The sequence below is a fragment of the Pseudoneobacillus rhizolycopersici genome (assembly GCF_054786815.1).
In genome coordinates, this window is sequence record NZ_JBTOOE010000011.1 from 110,824 (window position 1) to 128,063 (window position 17,240).

Sequence of the window (17,240 nt, forward strand, 5' to 3'; positions counted from 1 at the left end):
TTAAACCCGTATAATCGGATTTAATCCCGTATAATCGGATTTAATCCCGTATAATTGGATTTAATCCCGTATAATCGGATTTAATCCCGTATAATTGGATTTAAACCCGTATAATCGGATTTAAACCCGTATAATTGGATTTAAACCCGTATAATCGGATTTAATCCCGTATAATTGGATTTAAACCCGTATAATCGGATTTAAACCCGTATAATCGGATTTAAACCCGTATAACTGGATTTAAACCCGTATAACTGGATTTAAACCCGTATAACTGGATTTAAACCCGTATAATTGGATTTAAACCTCTATAACTAAATTTATAACACTCATCAGTTATGAACATTTAGATTTAAGAGGATATAATAGGTAATATATTTTTTAAGAGGTGACTAGTAATGGAATTAGCAGAAATTCGCAATGAACTTGAGAAAACAGCTAAGAAATTAGCAGACTTTAGGGGGTCTCTTTGACCTTGAAAACAAGGAAGCACGCATAGCCGAACTGGATGATGTCATGCTTCAGCCTAACTTTTGGGATGATCAGCAGGCCGCCCAAACAATCATTAATGAATCTAACGGCCTGAAAGAGCAAGTAAACGAGTTCTATTCGTTAAATGAATCGCAAGAGAATCTTGATCTGACTTTCGAACTTGTTAAGGAAGAACAGGACGAGGAACTTAAGGCTGACCTTGAAGCCGAGCTAGTTGAGCTTATCTCACGTCTAAATGAATATGAACTACAAATGCTTCTTAGTGAGCCATATGACAAAAACAACGCTATTTTAGAGCTACATCCAGGTGCTGGTGGGACTGAATCACAGGACTGGGGTTCAATGCTCCTTCGTATGTACACTCGTTGGGCGGAGAAGCGTGGCTTTAAAGTAGAAACACTTGACTATCTTCCCGGAGATGAAGCAGGAATCAAAAGTGTAACTTTGTTGATAAAAGGACATAACGCCTACGGTTACCTTAAAGCCGAGAAAGGCGTACACAGACTAGTACGAATCTCTCCTTTCGATTCTTCCGGTCGACGTCATACAAGCTTCGTATCATGCGAAGTTATGCCGGAATTTAATGACGAAATTGAAATTGATATTCGTACGGAGGATTTAAAGGTCGATACTTATCGCTCAAGTGGTGCAGGTGGACAGCATATTAATACAACGGACTCTGCGGTTCGAATTACACACTTACCAACAGGTGTCGTCGTTACCTGCCAAACGGAACGCTCGCAAATTAAAAACCGTGATCAGGCGATGAAAATGCTAAAAGCGAAACTTTATCAACGTGAAATCGAGGAAAAGGAAAAGCAGCTTCTTGAAATCCGTGGTGAGCAAAAAGAAATCGGTTGGGGCAGCCAAATCCGTTCCTATGTCTTCCACCCTTATTCCATGGTCAAAGACCATCGGACAAATACAGAATCAGGCAATGTACAAGCCGTCATGGACGGAGAACTAGACAACTTCATCAACGCCTACCTAAGATCAAGACTAGCATAAAACACTTTAGCGCATTAAAGCGGAGCGGGACTGTCCCCACTTGCTTTAAAGCGCTAAAGTGTTTTTTGTTGCAAAATAAAAACCCTGCTTTTCGCAGGGTGTTTTATGTTTGTATTAATCTGCAACGATTTCTACTGTTTCATTTTCGTCGACGTGTAGTTTGTATCCGATTCCCCAAACAGTTTTTATGTTGATGTTGATGTTGTTTTGTTTCAGCTTTTTTCGAATCCTGTTCAAATGGGTATCTATCATACGATCGTCGTCAAGGTGCTCGTAGCTCCATACAACTCGGAGCAGTTCCTCACGTGTCACAACCTCATCCTGTTTCTTCACTAGGGTCCAAAGAATCGAAAATTCCTTTTTCGTAAAGTTTAATACTTTTTTATCGTAGTGAACTTTAAAAGTAATTTTGTTCATCTTCAAACGACCAAATTGAATTTTGTCTTCCTCGGCTGATTTTTTCGCGGCAATGTGATCGAGTAGAACATTTATCTTGCACAATAGGATTGGAAAGGTTACCGGATAGGTAATAACATCATCCGCCCCCGCTTCAAAATACTTAATTGTTGCCTCTTCTGATAGGGGTTTTCCTAAAACGATAATAATAGAGTTTAACTTTTGCCTCATTTGTCGGCATAGCTCAAGGCTATTCACATTTAATAGACTGTGGTTGATCAGAACTATCGTTGGCTTTGACTCAATAGCCGTAATTAACCCTAATAAACCGTTATTAAATGGATGCACCTCAAAGTATGGTTCGAAAAATTGGGATAATTTATTACTGGTTTGGGAATCTTCTTCGATTATCAACAATTTTTTTTCCATAGTACTCCCCCATACAGTACTAAAGACACTTATGCCTTAGTTATATCATATCACAATCCTTTCAAATGTAAATAATTTCGTAAGATTCGGAATATGACATGTATTTTTGTTACAAAGAGCAAACTTTTTATTATATTAAGATAACGGATAGTGGCAAGCAACGAATTGATTATCACCAGTTTTAACAAATTTTGGAGCTTCTTCACGACATTTAGGTTGTGCATAAGGACAACGAGTATGGAAGTAACAGCCAGATGGCGGATTAATCGGACTCGGTACATCCCCTTGTAAAATAATCTTCGGCTTATCACGTAATCTTGGATTTGCGATTGGGTTAGCTGAAATTAATGCTTGAGTATATGGATGTTTCGGTGATTCGAACAATGTATCCGAATCGGCTAATTCAACCATTTTCCCTAAATACATAACCCCAACACGGTCACTAATATGGCGAACAACATTAAGACCATGAGACACAAACAGGTAAGTTAAGTCGAATCTCTCTTGAAGATCTTCAAGCAAGTTAATAACCTGTGACTGGATTGAAACGTCAAGAGCTGAAGTAGGCTCATCAAGGACAATGAATTTAGGGTTTAAAATTAATGCACGGGCAATTCCGATACGTTGTCTTTGTCCACCGGAAAACTCATGTGGATAACGTCTCATATGGAATGCGCTTAAACCAACTAGTTCAAGAACTTCCTTAATTTTGTCTTCACGTTCCCTTGGATTGTTCATGCCATGAATTTTTAACACACGCGAAAGTGTTTCCCCAACACTTAATCTTGGGTTTAATGATGAAAATGGATCTTGGAAAATTAATTGCATCTCTCTGCGTGCTTTTCTTAATTCAGCATCTGATAGAGAATAGATATCTTTTCCATCAAAAGTTACAGTTCCGCTAGTTGCCTCTAGGAGACGTAATAATGTACGCCCAGCTGTTGACTTACCACAGCCACTTTCTCCTACTAGACCCAATGTTTCCCCTTTTAAAATATCAAAGCTTAAACCGTCAACAGCTTTAACATGCCCTTGAGTTCGACCTAATAAGCCACCTTTAATTGGGAAATGCATTTTAATATCTTTAACGCTAAGTAGAACGTCTTGTTCACTTTTAACTACTTTCTTTTCATTTGCGACTGATTCGATAACTCCGCTTACCATGTATTACGCCTCCCAACGATCCGTGTATTTCCAGCAGCGCACAACTTCTTCATCATTAATTTGTTGAATTTGTGGCATTTCCGAATGACATAATGCAGTTGCATATTCGCAACGGTCTGCGAAACGGCAGCCAGGAGGAAGATTTAATGGATTTGGAACGACTCCATCAATCGCATAAAGCTTTCCAACACGCTTTTCTGCACTAGGCATCGACTTTAGCAAGCCTTCTGTATATGGGTGCTTAGGGTTTTCAAAGATAGTAAATACATCACCTTGCTCCACAACTTGACCGGAATACATAACTACTACGCGGTCAGCCATTTCAGCTACGACACCTAAATCATGAGTGATTAACATGATTGACATGTTTGACTTTTCTTTTAAACGCTTCATTAATTGAAGAATCTGATTTTGAATCGTTACGTCAAGGGCTGTTGTTGGCTCATCAGCGATTAGTAGTTCTGGATGACAAGCTAAGGCAATCGCGATCATGACACGTTGTCTCATCCCACCACTTAGCTCGTGCGGATATTGGTTAATCCGACGCTCAGGTTCAGGGATACCTACTAGGTTAAGGAGATTAACGGCTTCCGCTAACGCTTCTTTGTGATTCTTCTTTTGGTGAAGCATGATTGTTTCAGAAATTTGATCTCCAACTTTATATACAGGGTTTAACGATGTCATCGGCTCTTGGAAAATCATTGAAATACGGTTACCGCGGATTGCGCGCATTTCTTTATCCGATTTTGATAATAAGCTTTCTCCGTTAAACTTAATGTCTCCGGCTAAAATTTTTCCAGGAGGCTGAGGGATTAAGCGCATGATCGATAAAGACGTTACACTTTTTCCACTTCCAGATTCACCTACGATGGCAAGAGTTTCCCCTTTTCTCACTTCGAAACTAACTCCGTCGATAGCAGGAACAGTTCCATCTTCTGTATAAAAATATGTTTTTAAGTTTTCAACTGATACGAGTGTATCTGTTTTTGTCATGGTAGTAGACATGATTGTTCCTCCTATTCTTTCATTCTTGGGTCAAGAGCGTCACGAAGACCATCACCAATAAAGTTTACTGCTAATACGGTTAAAATGATAAATGAACCAGGGAAAATAACAATCCATAAATAATCCATAACTGTCGTTAACTCTTGAGCGGATGTTAACATGTTCCCCCAGCTTGGAGTCGGTGGTTGAATACCTAATCCTAAGAAGCTTAGGGAAGACTCTGCTAAAATGTTTGCTGCAATGTCCAAGGTCGCAATAACTGTGATTGGCGCAATCGCATTTGGCAATACATGGTAAAAGATGGTACTGTATTTTTTCTCACCCGTCGCTCTGGCCGCTTCGATGAAATCACGTTTTTTGATGGATAAAATCTCACCGCGCACGATACGCGCCATTCCTGTCCAACCAAATACCGATAATACAAGTACGGTAGACCATAAAGATGGAGTGATGATTGCTGCAACGATTAATAATAAGAAGAAAGTTGGGATTGATTGGATCGCGTCAACGATACGCATCATAATGTTATCAACCCAGCCTCCGAAATAACCGGAAACAGCTCCATAAACAATACCGACCGATACTGTACAAACCATTGCTAAGAGCGCAACACTAAGTGAAATTCTTGCTCCGAAAACGATACGAGTCCAAACATCCCCACCCATAGAGTCTGTACCCATCAAGTGGAATTTAGACTCATCATAAAGATTTCTACCCGGAGGTAAGAAAGAATCTAAAATATCAAAGCGGTCAGGTCGAAATGGTGTTAATAATGGTGCAAAAATAGCTAATAAACACATAATTGAGAAAACGACTAAACCGATAACGGCTAATTTATTTTTACGATAGCGTCTCCAAATAACGGAAGCTTTACTTTCAATTTTATATTCATTTCCTGCTGGTTTTGGTTTGTTCATTTGAGCAGGACTATTGACTGTTGGATTAGGCATCCCCATTATAAGTTACTCCTCTCTAGTTCTTGCCTAACTGGATGCGCGGATCCACGATGGCATAGAAAATATCTGCAATTAGGTTTGAGAAAACAACCATTACACCGGCAATCATCGTTGTTCCCATGATTACTTGATAGTCGCGGATAAAGATGGCGTTAACCGTTAATCTTCCCATTCCTGGCCATGCAAAAAGCTGCTCAATAAATAGGGCACCACCAAATAATGCAGGTAATTGTAAAGCTAAAATTGTAATAATTGGAATCAAAGCATTACGTAAAGCATGTTTAAAAATGACTTTTCCTTCGGATAAACCTTTTGCTCGTGCTGTTCTTACGTAGTCCATCTTAATTACTTCTAGCATACTTGAACGCATATAACGTGATTTCGAAGCGATTAATCCAAATGCTAGAGTTAAAGAAGGTAGTATTAAATGGTGAATCCGATCCCATAGGTCAAATACTTCATAATTTTCTCTCATTCCCGAAGCAGGGAACCAAGCTAATTTTAAGGAGAACACAAGAATAACAACCAATGCTATAAAGAACGATGGTACGGCAATACCTAAAAACGAGTAAAACGTAAAGAAATAGTCGAAAACCGAGTATTTTTTAATGGCTGAGTAGACTCCAATTGGAATGGCAATAAGAATTGAAATGATGATTGCGGTAGCCATAAGCAACAATGTTGCCGGTACCCTTTGTAGGATTTTCTCCAAAACAGGTTGTCCATCCTGGAAGGAGTAGCCCATATTCCCATCTATCACTAAAAGCTTAAGCCATTTATAATACTGAACGTAGATAGGATCATCGACTCCTAATTGTTCTCTGATTGCCGATAGATCCTGTTCATTCCCAGCCTCAGGGTTTTCATACATAGCTGTTGGATCCCCAGGAGCAAGTGACATAAGTAAGAATGAAATAATAGAGATTATTAGTAAAAGAGGAATCGATTGAAGTACTCTTCGAATAATATATTTAGTCAAAGGTCTCACTACTTTCTGTTAGCATAATAAGATTACGATCGGTCTAGTCTAATTTTGAAAAAAGACTATCTCTCATAGTAGGGAGGAAAATATCGCTCTATAAGTCTATAATTTTCCGAATCTTTCAATAATAAAGCCGTAGCGACTCTCGTCGCTAACGGCCGCTTTAAACTACTAATATTTATTTTCTTTTTGCTGCAGTGCCCCAGTACCAGTCTTCTAGGTTAAACATTGCACTTGATAATGAAGTTTTGATACCTTTTAGATCTTTGTCATGACCCATGTTCTTCATTGGGTGAACTGTCCAAATCAATGTAGCATTGTCAGCCATGTATTTATGCATTTCTTGGTAAAGCTTGATACGCTTGTTGCGATCTTCTTCTTGTAGGTAATCATCTAACCACTTATCGATCTTAGGATCGTTGATGCGGTTACGGTTGTTACCTGCTTTGCCTTTTGCTGGGTCAGGAATGTTTGAACTGTGGAAGAATCCGCTATGTTCAACGTTTCCATCATATCCGCCCCATCCTAGAGCAAATGTATCTAATTCACCATGTAAATACTTGTCAAGGAAAATTGACCATTCTAAACCACGAACAGTAACTTTTACACCAAGCTTAGCCCAGTTTTGTTGAGCAAGTAGACCGATTTTTTCACGTACTTTGTTACCGTTGTTGAAGTAGAATTCGAAATCCATTTTTTGGCCGCCCTTAGTACGGACACCATTTTCCAATTTCCATCCAGCTTGATCTAGAAGGTCAGCTGCTTTCTTTTGATCAAATGGAAGAGCCTTAACATTTTTGTTATATTGAGGAATCTTCGGATGGAACGGACCTGAAGCTAGGTACGCTTTACCTAAGTATAATTTAGATACGATAGACGGACGGTCTAAACCGTAAGTTAACGCTAAACGAACGTTCTTATCGTTGAATGGCGCTTTCGCTTGGTTCATACCGACAAAGTCGAATTGACCGTAATCCCACTTAGTAATTTTAAGATCTTTATCTTTTGCAACCTGAGCAATTGTCGCTGGAGTTAGTGCTTCTACCCAGTCAACGTCACCTTTGATTAGGTTGATTGCTTCAACGTTTGCATCTGGAAGGATACGAGTGATAACTTCATCCATGTATGGACGACCGTTCCACCAGTTTTTGTTCGCTTTAACAACGATACGCTCGTCCGTTTTCCACTCTTTGAAAATAAATGGACCAGTACCTACTGGGTTACGGTGAAGTGTATTATTTTTGTTATAGTCGTCAACACCCTTAGGGAACTTATGTTTAGGGATAATTGCTGCAGGAAGTACGTTAGTTAAGATTAACGCATCCTTCTCTTTTAAAATAATTTGAACTTGGTAATCGTTGACTACCTTAACCTCTTTGATTGTTTTGAAGTCACCGATGTAGCTGTTGATTGACTTCGGATTCATATACATATCAAAAGAGAATTTAACGTCAGCAGCAGTAAATGGCTTACCATCGTGCCACTTAACTCCTTTACGAAGGTCGAACGTGTAAATGTTTTTCGCTTTATCGAAAGACCACTTCGTTGCAAGACTTGGAACTGGATTACCTTGTTGATCAAGGTTAATCATTCCTTCAAAGATCATGCCTTGGATACGGCTTGATGCAGAGTCAGAAGTAGTGTATGGAATTAAACGCACAGCGTCAGAGAATGAAGTTAAAACAACTTTACCGCCGACTTTTTTAGGATCGAATCCTTGGCGTGCTGCATCTGCAGAGTGAGCACCTAAGAAAGAAAATCCGCTAAGAGCAACTGCTGATGCTAAAGAAGTAGTAATTAATTTCTTTTTGAAGTTTTGCATCTTGTTAATTTCCCCCAATCGTTTTTATAGATTATTTTTTGTCAGTAGCTGTTACTTCTAATGTAAGAGCCAAGCCATCTGAACCAGCAGTGATTGCACCTTTAACGTCTTTACCTGCAGCAATTAGAGCAGAAATGTCAGCTAAAGTTTTGTCTGTCTTAGTTTCGCCTTCTACTAGCTTAATCGTAGCACCTTCAGCTAATGAGAAAGATTGAGACTTAAGAGCAGTGTCGCTGAAATCGAAAACTAGTTTATTCTTTTCAACTTTAAACGCGCGGCTCTTAACACTTGTGATGTATGGCTCGATGACAGTAATTTCGTCTGTTACTGTATCAGAGTAAATACCACCTTCAAAAGTTACATTAGCTTTAGATGCATAGTTAGAGAACTCAGTGAAAGTGAATGGAACATCCTTGCTGTTTGGTAAGCTAGAAACAAGTCCATTTAATAACCAGTTTTTCGCTGTGCCGTTAAGTGTTAATGCACCAGCAGCAAAACCTAATTTACCATCTAGCATTTCTAGACCATTACCAGAAGCAAATCCAATTTCACCCTTCTTGTTAAGGTTTAATTTAACATTTGTTCCTGCAGCTAGGTTACCAGCATCTCCAGCTTGACTGTCTACAAAGATTGAAGAGTTCTTAGCAATTTTGTAGCTCTTATTACCTGAATCAGTTTTTACAACTAGAACATCGCCGTTCATAACTTTAACTACGATACCGCCAGCAGTTGTGTAGCCTTCTTTAACTGTCATGTAGTTGTCGATTGCTACAGCAGCTTCTTCTCTAGTTACGACTGCATCTAAATCTGTATCAATGTCTAGAACACCTTTGCGCTCTAAGAAATATAAATGATCGATTGGACGATTAGACCAAGATTTTTTGAAACCTAGTCCGAAAGCTAAACCTCTTGCTAGGTCAGCATTTGTAATAGCGTTTTTAGGCTTAAATTGGCCTTTGCTATTAACTGTTAGAATTCCAGCACTTACAGCTTTTGTAACTGCAGAGTTATTCTTAACATCTGTAATTTTCACAGCTTTAGGAGAGCCTAAAGTCATGATTCTTGACGAGATTTCAGCAAACTCTTGACGAGATAACCCTTTCTCTGGGTTGAAGTTTGCACCGTTGTTTACAACGATTCCCAGTGATACTACCTTACTAATTGCAATTTCGTTTGAACTTACATCATCAAAACTTACCGCCATTGCAGAAAGACTGCTAAATGTTAGTGTAGTTGCTAATGCGCCTGTAACGATAAATTTCCGCCAATTCAACATGATTTTCCCCCTTAGAAATTTGTAAAAAGTAAACCTAGATCAGATAGAAAAGGTTCCCTCCCTTGTTGCAAGTTTTAAAGTTGTTAGAAAATTAAGATATGTCTAAAGTTATTTATAGCATAAAAGTCACAGAAAAAAACCCTCAAAAAGTCAACATAAAAATAACAAATTGTTCAACCTGTCGAAATTAGAAACTTTCGAAACCCGAAGGATATTTTGTCAACATTCGTCGATTTAGCCCGGTTTTTGACGTAATTATCATACAATTTGGACAATTAATGCAATTTGTCTAGGTGTGTTTTTAACAAAAGATTCACTTAATTCTAACAAAATTCTAACTTTTTAATGTTAATAGACATAAATTTTATTAAATTGACGTAAATAAAGTTATCTTTTTGACAGGATTAAAAAACGCTTTTCGGGAAAATTGTTTGGTTTTTCCCCCTTAACGGGCTTAGAAATAACATTAATAAAAAGTAACTGGGTAAGAATTTCTCAAGAAACAATTTGGGACTTCTTGATGAAAAACTCACATATATATGTAGAGTGGGGGAAATTTGAGATTTTTCCTTAGTATTTAGGGGGTAAAGGACTATAAAATTTCAAAATAATAGAGCCTACCCATTAAGGTAAGCTCCTATTTTGTTACTTTTTAGTGAGTTTCAATTAAGCCGTAGCGGCCGTCTTTACGCTTATACACAACGTTTGTCCGATTTGTTTCTGAATTTGTGTAAACGTAGAAGTTATGGCCTAGCATGTTCATTTGCAGAATCGCTTCCTCGCTGTCCATTGGCTTTAGATCAAAACGCTTAGTACGCACAAGTTCTAAATCATCTTCATCCACAATGGCTTCAGGCGTTTCGGTTGAAGTAGCAAAGAAATTGCCAACATCACCCTTTTCACGGAACTTACGATTTACCTTTGTCTTATGCTTACGAATTTGACGCTCTAATTTATCTGAAATTAAGTCAATAGCCGCATACATATCATCATTAGCTTCTTCCGCACGTAATACTAGATGTGGAAGTGGAATCGTTACCTCAACCTTAGCCTTTTTATCATGATAAACTTTTAGGTTAACGTGTACATTTGCCTCTGGTGTTTCAATAAAATAGCGCTCCAATTTTGAGATTTTTTTCTCTACATACTCTCGAATTGCTGGAGTTACCTCAATGTTTTCACCACGAATGACATAATTCATAAGTGAGCTCCTCCTTTTAAAAAAAGACTATGGTATTACATTTCTATTTTACCCTATGAAAATCCTGCTAAAACAGTAAAAATTTTAATTGTCATGATATTGACGAAATCTGATGAATAATTGTGACAATTATCGCTTGAAACTTGACAAAATACCTATTTACAGATTAAAAAAGCAGGATAGTGAGAAAATAGTTGTATATAAATTCTATTATTCCCTTATAGGATTATTCCACCCTATTTACTATCCTCTCGCAACAGTAATGGCAATGATCTCCGTTGCACCTGCTTCCTTCAAGGCCCTGGCTGCATGCCTTAAGGTGGATCCGGTTGTATAAATGTCATCGACAAGGATCACTTTCCCTGAAATGTCGATAGTGGTTTGGAAAACTTGCGGCAAATGAATACGTTCTTGGCGTGATTTCTTCGATTGCTTTTCACTATGAAATCTTGTTAATGCTTTAGTTAATGGTACTTGCGCTTCGGTGATTAGTGCTTCAGCTTGATTAAAACCTCTTTCCTCTAGCCTTTCGTTGCTTAGTGGGATCGGGATGATTAGATCCGGGTTGGATTCCTTAATCAATTTCTTTATATCTTTTGCAAAAATTTTCGCAAGGGCATAATCTCCACGGTATTTAAATTTTGCAATGATTTCCTTGAGAAACTCGTTATAAACATAAAGTGAATAATTTTTGTTTAAGATCCCCTTATAGTCATTATCTTCCTCCCAACGACAACAATCTAAACAAATCTTTCCTACACGATACCTAGGTTCTAGCAGTTCCAAAGGACGAAAACAAATTTCACAACGCTCACCTTCAATCCTTTCAAGCCGTTCGAGACACTCACTACATAACATTTCCTCACCGGATTTTTTAATCAAATCAATCCAACTCAACGAGGACTCTATTTTCCTATGACAGTACAAACACATCTCTTGTCCCAGCCATCTTTTTAGCATTCGTTTAGCAGTCCCTTCTTTTTTGCTTGGAGGTTCATTTGGTTGATTTGATTTTGCGCTTTAACCATCGCTAAGCTTTTACCATAGTGAAAATAGGTGATGTTTCCGCTGGGAAATAGCGCACTGCGTCCTACCCGACCAGCGATTTGGACGAGTGCACTTTCGGTAAAGATATCTTCCTCTGCACCGACGACAGCCACATCCAAATTGGGGAAAGTGACTCCTCTTTCAAGGATGGTCGTCGTTAGTAAAACAGGCATTTTTAAATTCCGCATCGCCAGCACCTTTTCTTTTCGTAAAGGATCCTCTGCATGAACGGCTTCGATTTTTTCACTGAGTCCACGAAAGATAGGCAAGGCCCTTTCCATCAAACGAATATTTGGAAAGAAGATTAGTGCCTGCTTTTCTTCATTTATTCGAATCTTTGCCCATTCGAGAATAGTTGCTGGCAATTGATTTTTCATTAATTTCTTTTTCCAATTTCCACACCAAGCAAAGGTTGGCACAGGTAGCGGAAAGCGGTGAAATCTCGCTGGGATGGTGACATAATTTCGTTTTCCTAAACGGCATTCTCGCTGCCATTTTTCATTTGGGGTTGCCGTAAGAAATAGGAGAGAAGACTTTGCTTTTCGTGCTTGGCCAACGGCAAACTGTAGGGATTGATCTGCTGTGTAAGGAAAGGCATCCACTTCATCGATGATCATCATGTCAAAAGCTTGATAAAACCTTAATAATTGGTGAGTTGTAGCAATGGTAAGCGGGGCATACTGATGTCGGTCATCACTGCCGCCAAATAAAGAGGCGATTGGTGTGCTGGGGAATACGTTCTTTAATCTAGGTGTTAGTTCCAGGACAACATCGGTTCGTGGGGTGGCGAGACATATTCGTTTCCTTTGCTGTAATGCTCGTTGGATTGCCGCAAATAGAATCTCGGTTTTTCCAGAACCACATACGGCCCAAATCAATATGTCATGATCACGTTCTACTGCCTCAACAGCTTTATCAGAGGCTGCTTTTTGACCAACAGAAAGGGTGCCGGACCATTCTAACGGTTTTAATACTTTGCCAATTTCTTCAGGAGAGGGACCGCTCCAACAAACCAACTTACTACAAGTACTAATTCGCCCCATCATGATGCATTTTCGGCAATAGAAGCATTTCTTCCCACAACGTGAACATGGATACTCTCCAAATAAGTTACCATCTTGATTATTGCAACGGTTACAGCGCAATAGCCCTTTCTCACGCACAATACCCTCTCGGTAAAAAACATAGCCATTATTAAAATGTTGATTAATTTCTTCTATAGAATATGGAATTTCTTCCAATAATAACTGTCGACCGGTTAAATATAATTGAAGTTTCGGGTTAAAAAGGAAATTTGGATCGAGGACGGTGGTCAGTGGTTTTTCATTCATTTATAAGCTCCTTCTTTTTTAAAAGTAACGTAAAAACGCCACCCAAATCATGATAGGAATGGCGTAATATCTATGCTGAATACTTCTTTCCGTGTGTGAGGGATTTATTTTTTCACCCAGCCAAGACCCATAGAGCCTTCGCCTAAATGGGTGCCGATGACGGCCCCAAAGTAGCTAATCATAAAGTCAACATTAGGAAACTCTTCCTGAAGCTCGGCTTTCCACTCGATTGCATCGGATTCACGGTTGGCATGAATAATGACTGCGCGATAAGGTTCACCACCTTTTACGGCCTCACCTAAAAGTTCCCCCACCCTTTTCATTGCCTTCTTGCGGGTGCGGATTTTTTCAAATGGTTCGATTTTTTTATTGACGAAATGTAGCAGTGGTTTCACCTGCAGCATGCTGCCAATAAAGGCCTGTGCACCTGATAGTCGTCCTCCGCGCTTGAGGTGAACTAAATCATCAACCATAAAATACGCATTCACAGACTGCCGCATTTCTTCAAGTCTGGCTAAGATTTCCTCTGGTGATCTGCCACTTAGAGCCATTTCCGCAGCCTCAAGAACATAAAACCCCTGGACCATACAACTAATTTGTGAATCAAACGGATAAACCTTAATTCCTTCGACCATATCCGCTGAAGTAACAGCCCCCTGAAAGGTTCCACTTATGCCGGAGGATAGGTGGATGCTAATGACCGCATCATAATTATCAGCAAGTTTTTGATAGAGCTGTACAAACTCGCCCACTGATGGTTGTGAAGTTGTTGGAAGTTCTTTTGTTTTTACTTCTTCAAAGAAATCTGCTGCAGAGATTTCTTTTTCCTCTTGGTACGTTTCAGTTCCAAATATAACGCTTAAGGGAATCATATGAATATGAAACCTCTCAAGAACTTCTTTCGGTATGTATGCGGTACTGTCCGTGACAATTGCCGTTTTCATAATAAATGTTACCATCCTTTTTAGCAAATAACTATCTACATTTATTGTAATTGAAACGTAAGAAAAATGCACTTATTAGACATGACAAATGTCATGGTCTAAATGTAATAAACTGCAAAATCAAAAAAAGGTCTATTTTAGACCTCTTTTTGTTGTTGGCTGCTTTTTTTCAAAACTGGAAGCAGCATTTGTTTAATTTCATCTACTAAGCCCAAAACCGATATGTCCTCATTTGATAATCCCTTTCGGTACGCCTCCCTCATGACCAAAAAGAATAATTTCTGATCCTCTGGTGACATAGACAAAACCCTTTCCACGGTTCCTAAGTGGAAAAATATTTTTTCAAGTTTTAATATCTTATTCTTTGCGTACTCATTTTGTGACGAAAAAAATCAGCTCTCCTTTAGGAGAGCTGGAAATGTTAATTGACATATACCCAACCATGTTTAATGGCTTCGACTACAGCTTGAGTTCGGTCGTTGACGTTCATTTTTTGCAGAATGTTGCTGACATGATTTTTAACGGTCTTTTCACTAATAAAAAGGGCTTCACCAATACCGCGATTACTTTTTCCATCAGCTAGCATTTGCAATACTTCACATTCGCGTCGAGTAAGCAAATGTAATGGTCTGCGAACATCTAATTGTTGAAATTGACCTTCCTCTTCATGATGGGTTTCATTGATTGCTAATCGGCGGTATTCCTTGACTAAATTATGGGTAACCTTAGGATGTAGATATGAACCACCATCAGCGACAACCTTAACGGCATCAATAAGTGCATCTGCATCCATTTCCTTTAGCAAATAACCAGTGGCCCCTGTTTTTAGGGCATGAGAAACATAATTTTCATCATCATGGATCGATAAAATTAAAACTTTGGAATCAGGATAATGCTCAATTAATTCACGGGTCGCTTCAACCCCATTAATTTTAGGCATGTTGATGTCCATAATCACGACATCTGGGTGATAGGTTTCGACTAAATTAAGTGCTTCTGAACCGTCATCCCCTTCTGCCACTACTTCAAAGTTTGGCTCAAAATCTAAAATTCGCTTTACCCCTTCACGAAATAACTGATGATCATCAATGATTGCAATTTTTGTAGGCATATTTCTCTTCCTCCCCTGTCCCTTACATCATTTCTACTGGAATTTTGATATTTACGATTGTTCCTTGACCAACCTTTGTATGGAAGTGAATTTCCCCATCAATTAATTCGACACGTTCCTTCATTCCGATGATGCCAAAAGATTGGTGTTTTACCTCATTCAAATCAAAACCTTTACCATCGTCTTTTATTGAAACAGTAATCTGATTCTGTTGAATATTTACTTTTACTTCAATTCCTTTTGCTTCAGCATGCTTAATGGCGTTATGAACAGCCTCCTGTATCAAGCGGAAAAGCGAAACTTCATATTTGGTTGGCATTCGCTGATCCAAACCAAAACTGATAAAGGTAATTTTTATATCTTTATGGTATTCTTCGGTCGTTTGTAAATATTTTTTCAGCGTAGGAATCAATCCTAAATCATCTAAAGCCATTGGTCGCAAATCATAGATGATTCTTCTTACCTCATAGAGTGCTGAACGTACCATTTTTTTAAAATTCTTCATTTCTTCAAAGGCTTCTTCTGCTGATCTTTCCCGAAAAATTCGTTCAATTAAATCCGACCGCATCATAACATTAGCAAGCATTTGTGCCGGACCATCGTGAATTTCTCTTGAGAGACGCTTGCGCTCTTCCTCCTGAGCTTCGATGATTTTCAAGCCAAAATCCTGTTTTAGCTCGGCAGCCTCTAACGCCTGTCCCATTTCCCTTAGATCTCTGGCTAAATAACTCATGACGATAGATACCTGTGGGATGAGCTCATCGGCACGATCAATTGTCTCTTGTATCCCAAACAATCGCCTTTCCAACTCATTACTTCGGTTAAGCAGCTTTTTTTCCTGTTGACGTTTTTGTAAAAGCTCCATTTGCAGCCGGTTAATTAATTGATTTACCTCATCCAATTGGTCTTTATAATTAGCGATAGATTGCATGGTTAACACAGACAAATGACTTTTAGCAGCCTCTAACTGGGACTCTAGCTTATCAGCCTCATCGGCAATTCTTCGAACCGTTAAATGAACTTCCTTTAAATCATCGGTAATGCTTTCATACTCACTACGACACGTTTCACTAATTTGAAAAATCTCATCCACACTCGTTCCAACCGTATCGACCATTTTATTTAATATTTGATCAAGTAGCCTTGAATCGAATTTTTTTCTCACCATATAGCGTCCCTCTTAGTCCTTTAGCATGATAAAAATGTAATTAATTCCCTACGAAAGGATACGGTAGAAGAAAGAATTATTTGTCCGTGCTTACATCGATTTACCCTATTATTTGCTCCTTTAAACCTAAAACAAGGATAAAAATGATTATTAAAAATGAACCCATCCGGGAAATCATTTATAATAAGAATTATAACACGAAACGACAAGTTCTGCTTTAGATTAACGGAAAGGAGAATGGGTATGCTCTCCCACTACTATACAGTAAAAGGATATGGTGAGAATGAAATCCTCATTGAACGGTCTCGTTTTATCGCTCATATTAGCCGTGCTGAAACCGAGGAAGAGGCGTTAGAGTTCATAGGAATGATTAAGAAAAAGCACTGGAATGCCACCCATAACTGCTCGGCATATTTAATTGGCGAACATGATCATATCCAAAAAGCAAACGATGATGGTGAACCAAGTGGAACGGCTGGTGTCCCCATTTTAGAAGTCCTGAAAAAAAAGCATTTAAAAGACACAGTTGTTGTCATAACCCGCTACTTTGGTGGAATAAAATTAGGTGCAGGCGGTCTCATCCGTGCTTATGGAAAAGCAACTTCTGAAGGTATTAAAGCAACCGGAATCGTTCTTCGCCAACAAATGCAAGTTATCCATACGAAGGCTGACTATTCTTGGTTGGGAAAAATCGAAAACGAAATTCGAAATTCGATTTATCAGCTAAAAGAAATCCACTATTTGGAAAACGTCGAATTTGAAACCTATATAAAGGAGGCTGACGTACCAAATTTTATTGCTTGGATGACCGAACTGACGAATGGCCAAACTACTAATACAAAAGGTGAAATCCTCTATCTTGAAGAACTCATTGACATTGGTGTTTAGTGCATTTCAAGCTTATTGGT

Annotated in this window: 16 protein-coding genes; 2 read left to right on the plus strand and 14 right to left on the minus strand. The window is 38.7% G+C overall.

Annotated elements, in window-relative coordinates; translation table 11 throughout:
- Positions 1-398 precede the first annotated feature (398 nt).
- Positions 399-1,500, plus strand: a protein-coding gene (gene prfB, locus ACX9YW_RS13125; RefSeq protein WP_460347032.1) for a peptide chain release factor 2 whose coding sequence is annotated in 2 segments (ribosomal slippage) — positions 399-470 and positions 472-1,500 — 1,101 coding nt in all. Because the reading frame shifts where the segments join, the coding sequence is not laid out codon by codon here.
- A gap of 114 nt (positions 1,501-1,614) precedes the next feature.
- Here the strand turns inward: prfB and ACX9YW_RS13130 are convergent.
- The 14 genes from ACX9YW_RS13130 to ACX9YW_RS13195 all read right to left on the minus strand — a co-directional run bounded on the left by ACX9YW_RS13130 (position 1,615) and on the right by ACX9YW_RS13195 (position 16,332).
- Positions 1,615-2,325, minus strand: a complete 711-nt coding sequence (locus tag ACX9YW_RS13130) for a response regulator transcription factor (protein WP_460347034.1) — start codon at positions 2,323-2,325, stop codon at positions 1,615-1,617.
- A gap of 135 nt (positions 2,326-2,460) precedes the next feature.
- The gene (locus tag ACX9YW_RS13135; protein WP_460347036.1) at positions 2,461-3,489 is read right to left on the minus strand and encodes an ABC transporter ATP-binding protein; all 1,029 of its coding nucleotides are present in this window, start codon (positions 3,487-3,489) and stop codon (positions 2,461-2,463) included.
- Between the two features lie 3 nt (positions 3,490-3,492).
- Positions 3,493-4,482 carry an ABC transporter ATP-binding protein gene (locus ACX9YW_RS13140; RefSeq protein WP_460347116.1) on the minus strand — a complete coding sequence of 330 codons (990 nt, stop codon included), beginning with the start codon at positions 4,480-4,482 and terminating at the stop codon, positions 3,493-3,495.
- 23 nt (positions 4,483-4,505) lie between these two features.
- On the minus strand, positions 4,506-5,450 hold the full coding sequence (locus ACX9YW_RS13145) for an ABC transporter permease (RefSeq protein ID WP_460347038.1): 945 nt from the start codon (positions 5,448-5,450) through the stop codon (positions 4,506-4,508).
- Positions 5,451-5,466: 16 nt separating this feature from the next.
- Positions 5,467-6,429 carry an ABC transporter permease gene (locus ACX9YW_RS13150; protein ID WP_460347040.1) on the minus strand — a complete coding sequence of 321 codons (963 nt, stop codon included), beginning with the start codon at positions 6,427-6,429 and terminating at the stop codon, positions 5,467-5,469.
- A gap of 181 nt (positions 6,430-6,610) precedes the next feature.
- On the minus strand, positions 6,611-8,254 hold the full coding sequence (locus ACX9YW_RS13155; protein WP_460347042.1) for an ABC transporter substrate-binding protein: 1,644 nt from the start codon (positions 8,252-8,254) through the stop codon (positions 6,611-6,613).
- A gap of 31 nt (positions 8,255-8,285) precedes the next feature.
- Entirely contained in the window at positions 8,286-9,530 is a 1,245-nt protein-coding gene (locus tag ACX9YW_RS13160; RefSeq protein ID WP_460347044.1) for an S-layer homology domain-containing protein, read from the minus strand.
- 652 nt (positions 9,531-10,182) lie between these two features.
- Positions 10,183-10,731: a ribosome hibernation-promoting factor, HPF/YfiA family gene (gene hpf, locus ACX9YW_RS13165; RefSeq protein WP_460347046.1), complete on the minus strand. Its 549-nt coding sequence runs from the start codon at positions 10,729-10,731 to the stop codon at positions 10,183-10,185.
- Between the two features lie 243 nt (positions 10,732-10,974).
- Positions 10,975-11,628 carry a ComF family protein gene (locus tag ACX9YW_RS13170; protein WP_460347048.1) on the minus strand — a complete coding sequence of 218 codons (654 nt, stop codon included), beginning with the start codon at positions 11,626-11,628 and terminating at the stop codon, positions 10,975-10,977.
- 56 nt (positions 11,629-11,684) lie between these two features.
- A complete protein-coding gene (locus ACX9YW_RS13175; RefSeq protein WP_460347050.1) occupies positions 11,685-13,109 on the minus strand; it encodes an ATP-dependent helicase ComFA in 1,425 nt (474 codons plus the stop codon).
- A gap of 104 nt (positions 13,110-13,213) precedes the next feature.
- Complete coding sequence (locus tag ACX9YW_RS13180; protein WP_460347052.1) at positions 13,214-14,053, minus strand: DegV family protein; 840 nt, start codon at positions 14,051-14,053, stop codon at positions 13,214-13,216.
- A gap of 137 nt (positions 14,054-14,190) precedes the next feature.
- Positions 14,191-14,352 carry a YwzD family small protein gene (locus ACX9YW_RS13185; protein ID WP_460347054.1) on the minus strand — a complete coding sequence of 54 codons (162 nt, stop codon included), beginning with the start codon at positions 14,350-14,352 and terminating at the stop codon, positions 14,191-14,193.
- Positions 14,353-14,474: 122 nt separating this feature from the next.
- The gene (locus tag ACX9YW_RS13190; protein ID WP_460347056.1) at positions 14,475-15,164 is read right to left on the minus strand and encodes a response regulator transcription factor; all 690 of its coding nucleotides are present in this window, start codon (positions 15,162-15,164) and stop codon (positions 14,475-14,477) included.
- 22 nt (positions 15,165-15,186) lie between these two features.
- A complete protein-coding gene (locus tag ACX9YW_RS13195; protein WP_460347058.1) occupies positions 15,187-16,332 on the minus strand; it encodes a sensor histidine kinase in 1,146 nt (381 codons plus the stop codon).
- Positions 16,333-16,575: 243 nt separating this feature from the next.
- Between ACX9YW_RS13195 and ACX9YW_RS13200 the strand changes: the two genes are divergently transcribed.
- Positions 16,576-17,220: a YigZ family protein gene (locus tag ACX9YW_RS13200; RefSeq protein ID WP_460347118.1), complete on the plus strand. Its 645-nt coding sequence runs from the start codon at positions 16,576-16,578 to the stop codon at positions 17,218-17,220.
- The last annotated feature ends 20 nt before the right edge of the window (positions 17,221-17,240 follow it).

Coding starts and splice junctions, on each gene's coding strand:
- ACX9YW_RS13130 (WP_460347034.1), bottom strand. CDS start 2,325: ATGGAAAAAAAATTGTTGATAATCGAAGAAGATTCCCAAACCAGTAAT.
- ACX9YW_RS13135 (WP_460347036.1), bottom strand. CDS start 3,489: ATGGTAAGCGGAGTTATCGAATCAGTCGCAAATGAAAAGAAAGTAGTT.
- ACX9YW_RS13140 (WP_460347116.1), bottom strand. CDS start 4,482: ATGACAAAAACAGATACACTCGTATCAGTTGAAAACTTAAAAACATAT.
- ACX9YW_RS13145 (WP_460347038.1), bottom strand. CDS start 5,450: ATGGGGATGCCTAATCCAACAGTCAATAGTCCTGCTCAAATGAACAAA.
- ACX9YW_RS13155 (WP_460347042.1), bottom strand. CDS start 8,254: ATGCAAAACTTCAAAAAGAAATTAATTACTACTTCTTTAGCATCAGCA.
- ACX9YW_RS13160 (WP_460347044.1), bottom strand. CDS start 9,530: ATGTTGAATTGGCGGAAATTTATCGTTACAGGCGCATTAGCAACTACA.
- hpf (WP_460347046.1), bottom strand. CDS start 10,731: ATGAATTATGTCATTCGTGGTGAAAACATTGAGGTAACTCCAGCAATT.
- ACX9YW_RS13175 (WP_460347050.1), bottom strand. CDS start 13,109: ATGAATGAAAAACCACTGACCACCGTCCTCGATCCAAATTTCCTTTTT.
- ACX9YW_RS13180 (WP_460347052.1), bottom strand. CDS start 14,053: ATGAAAACGGCAATTGTCACGGACAGTACCGCATACATACCGAAAGAA.
- ACX9YW_RS13185 (WP_460347054.1), bottom strand. CDS start 14,352: ATGTCACCAGAGGATCAGAAATTATTCTTTTTGGTCATGAGGGAGGCG.
- ACX9YW_RS13190 (WP_460347056.1), bottom strand. CDS start 15,164: ATGCCTACAAAAATTGCAATCATTGATGATCATCAGTTATTTCGTGAA.
- ACX9YW_RS13195 (WP_460347058.1), bottom strand. CDS start 16,332: ATGGTGAGAAAAAAATTCGATTCAAGGCTACTTGATCAAATATTAAAT.
- ACX9YW_RS13200 (WP_460347118.1), top strand. CDS start 16,576: ATGCTCTCCCACTACTATACAGTAAAAGGATATGGTGAGAATGAAATC.